The 3,121-nt window shown below is 58.0% G+C and carries 3 protein-coding genes and 1 pseudogene; all 4 read right to left on the reverse strand.

Features of this window, described 5'->3' with window-relative positions:
• Positions 1–173, reverse strand: a 173-nt coding sequence (locus ASD15_RS33870; RefSeq protein WP_157201044.1) for a helix-turn-helix domain-containing protein, incomplete at its 3' end; no start/stop codon positions are given.
• 297 nt (positions 174–470) lie between these two features.
• Positions 471–890 (reverse strand): hypothetical protein, encoded by a 420-nt coding sequence (locus tag ASD15_RS20005; RefSeq protein WP_057156811.1) that lies wholly within the window; start codon positions 888–890, stop codon positions 471–473.
• 1 nt (position 891) lies between these two features.
• Complete coding sequence (locus ASD15_RS20010; protein WP_057156812.1) at positions 892–1,890, reverse strand: putative toxin; 999 nt, start codon at positions 1,888–1,890, stop codon at positions 892–894.
• 395 nt (positions 1,891–2,285) lie between these two features.
• A pseudogene (locus tag ASD15_RS33875) lies at positions 2,286–3,048 on the reverse strand (DUF4123 domain-containing protein); the annotation flags it as partial.
• Positions 3,049–3,121: the final 73 nt, after the last annotated feature.

The raw sequence follows: 3,121 nt of genomic DNA on the forward strand, positions 1-3,121 counted from the left end.
TCGGCCTTCAGTCGCCGCATTTCGTCAGACTGAGCGTCCTGCGCTTTGCGCTCGACTTCAGGCACGCCATACCGCTTTGTCCACGCATAGATGCTGTGGATACTGACACCAAGCCGTTCAGCGACCTCGGCCGCTGGGTGCCCGCGATCAGTAAAGACAGGTTCCCGTTCGATTCACCGATCATCACCGCCGGTCAGCGGACATGGGTGGCAGCTGAATCTACGACAGTCCCGCTATGTCGATCTTGTCGGCCATTCTACGATTGGTCAGTGTCATGTTGCTAAGTTATTAATCAGTATTCCGAATTACAGCCTGGCGTGATTTCGTGTTGCATGAAGCGTCGGCGGGAGACTCTTTGGCAGGTGTAAAAGCAGCGGACAGCTTCTGGACAAGATGAACCAATTGGCACCACTGTGAGCGGAAGCCAGCAGTGAAGGATTGGCTTAGGCGGGGCGGCTGCCGTGCGGATTTTACAAGTCCGATGGGAGGAAATCGTTTTGCTGTGGGTCGTAAATTACAATCCCGTCTATCTCGCCCAGGAATTGCATCAGATAAATAATCTCATTTGTGTAAGCTTTTTCGTTATCGCTGCCAAAAACCATACGAATTCGGCGATCGACGTCTGATACATCGGTCACAGAAAATTCTTTTGTTCGTTGTTGAATCTCGATAGAATCATTTCTAACTGCCTCGCCTTCCTCATAGCTAGCCCTTACCAACCAATCATCCCAGCGGATCGCTAATGTCTTATCTTTTTTAAAGGGAAGTTGCTCGAAACTTAAAGTGAATTTTTCGTCCTCGCGGAAATAGGCTTTTAGCTTGTCCGCAAGTGATTCGTTCGAGAATGGCGGGGATTGGTCGGTTAATAAACCGTAAAGTGAAAATGTCATATTATTTTTTCCAAGGACCAGTTAGTCCGATGTCTATATTGGTAAATTCCCGCGTCAACGGGTCGTAGCGTATTACGTTTCCTCCAGATCTTCGAATGCTGTCCAATAGCGGTTCGCTAATTGACTCCGTGCGCGGTCCAATTATGGAGTTAAACGGAAGGCCATTGTCGCTGGCGTGTTGCGCGAACGCTCGCAATTGATCGCTATTGCTCAACTTGACGACATTTTTTACATCTGTTACTCCGTATTCTAGTCCAATCGGCAAATCAGGAACGTATCCTTCGATAGATATGGGTTTTGAGCCGGCTCCAAGAGGAGCACCGAGTTCCTTACGAACGGCCTGTTCGAAAGCATTTCCGCTCGAGTTATTGCTCCACGCGCGTTTGGCTGCGGCGTACCATTCATCAGGAGCCAACTTTTTAGCTGCTTTCCCCTGAAGATAGCGATCATATCGCCACCGATGCTCTGGGGGAATATTTCCGTAGTTGGTCGCGACTTTAGCAGGCGCTGATGCCGTTTTTTTGCCCTCCAACGCGCAATCTTCGCAGTCCTTGCCTTTCTTTGCTGCCGACTTCTCCTGCTTCGCAGCGGCGTCCCTCGCCGCCTCTGCCTCTTCCGCAATTTTAGCTTCCTTGGCCGCCGCTTCGGCTGCTTCGGCCTGTTTTTTTGCTTTCGTCAGGTCGGCGACGGTCTGGGTCAAGCCCGCGACCTTTTTTTCCAGGGCCATGATGGCCTTGGTAGCGCGTACGGCCTTGGCGGGCTTGGCCACCGCATCGCCCAGATAGGGGATGAAGCTCACGGTGCTCAGCGCGGCCCCCCAGTAGTCGCCACGGGCGATCGACAGGCCTGCGCCGACGATGTCGGATGCCGGCGTGGGGTCAATGATCCCGGCCGCATCGGCTGCGGCATTGGCAATCTCCAGCTTCAGGTCGTTGTCGGCCTTGGCCAGCGCAGTGGTCGCATCGGAAAGCTTCTTGGTGATGTCCTGCAGGTTCATCATGACAGCGCACCCGCTTCTCCCGGCGCCAGCTCAAACATGGCGTCGTAGCGCTTGGCGCGCACGATCTGCTCCCAGGCCTGCTCGGGCAGCTTGGCGATCATCTGGCTCAGGCGNCGAATCGTTCGCGCTGCTGGCGCGCGACGGGTTTGCCTGGGTCGAGTAGCTTCTCCCGGCGCCAGCTCAAACATGGCGTCGTAGCGCTTGGCGCGCACGATCTGCTCCCAGGCCTGCTCGGGCAGCTTGGCGATCATCTGGCTCAGGCGTTCGGCCTGCGGCACGCTGGGGTTGGTCAGGCAGGCCTTGACCATGGCGTTGTCGTCGAACGAGGGCGAGACGGTCATCATCAGGCCGGCGAACAGGTGCTGCGCGCTGGGATCGGTGATGCCGTAGCTGCNAGGCCTTGACCATGGCGTTGTCGTCGAACGAGGGCGAGACGGTCATCATCAGGCCGGCGAACAGGTGCTGCGCGCTGGGATCGGTGATGCCGTAGCTGCTGGCGCGGCTGACGGCGGCGATCGCCACTTCGCGCAGCATGCCGCGCTTGATGCCGGCGATGTCGTCGGGGCAGGTGTCTTCCCAGTGGCGGATGATGCTCTCGTACAGGTTCTCCTTGTCGAAGTACATCAACTGGTCGCGCTGCGCCAGGGTGAGGCTGATGGGCGCGAAGGCGTAGCGGGCGATGTCGGCCGGCGTGGCGGGCACGATGTCGATGCTGTAGCGCTGCTGGCGGCGCGGCTCGAGTGCGCTCCAGGCGCTCACCGGGGCGAAGAAGTAGCGCTTCTGCTGCGGGTCCAGCGCGGAGGGCAGGCCGAGCAGGATGCGCGGATCGTAGAAGCGCATGACGACCAGCTGGCCGTCGTCGATTTCGCAGTCCAGGCGGCGCGTGAGCATGGGCGCGAGTACGGGCAGGCTGTAGGGGCTGCCGATCCAGCTGACGCTGGGCGCGGCCTGTTCCAGTTGTAGCAGCCATTTGATCAGCGCTTCGTTGTCGCGCGAGATGGCGATCAGCAGCGGTGCGGCGGCGACCAGGTGCTCTTCGGGTGTGCCGTCGAACAGCGATTTCCATTGCACGTCGGGGAAGCGCGCGGTCAGCTCGCTCAACGCGTGGTCGTGCTGCGAGCAGTCGAGCAGGGCGTAGGTGTGGGTTGGGTTGTCCATATTTTTCTATCGCTTAGCGGACCAGGAAGCTGCTGGCCTTGGCCGCCGCGTTTTTCAGGCAGATCGGAAGAGC

This window comes from Massilia sp. Root351 (assembly GCF_001425045.1).
In the GTDB taxonomy this organism is placed as follows: Bacteria; Pseudomonadota; Gammaproteobacteria; order Burkholderiales; family Burkholderiaceae_D; genus Rugamonas.

Coding starts and splice junctions, on each gene's coding strand:
- ASD15_RS20005 (WP_057156811.1), bottom strand. CDS start 890: ATGACATTTTCACTTTACGGTTTATTAACCGACCAATCCCCGCCATTC.
- ASD15_RS20010 (WP_057156812.1), bottom strand. CDS start 1,890: ATGATGAACCTGCAGGACATCACCAAGAAGCTTTCCGATGCGACCACT.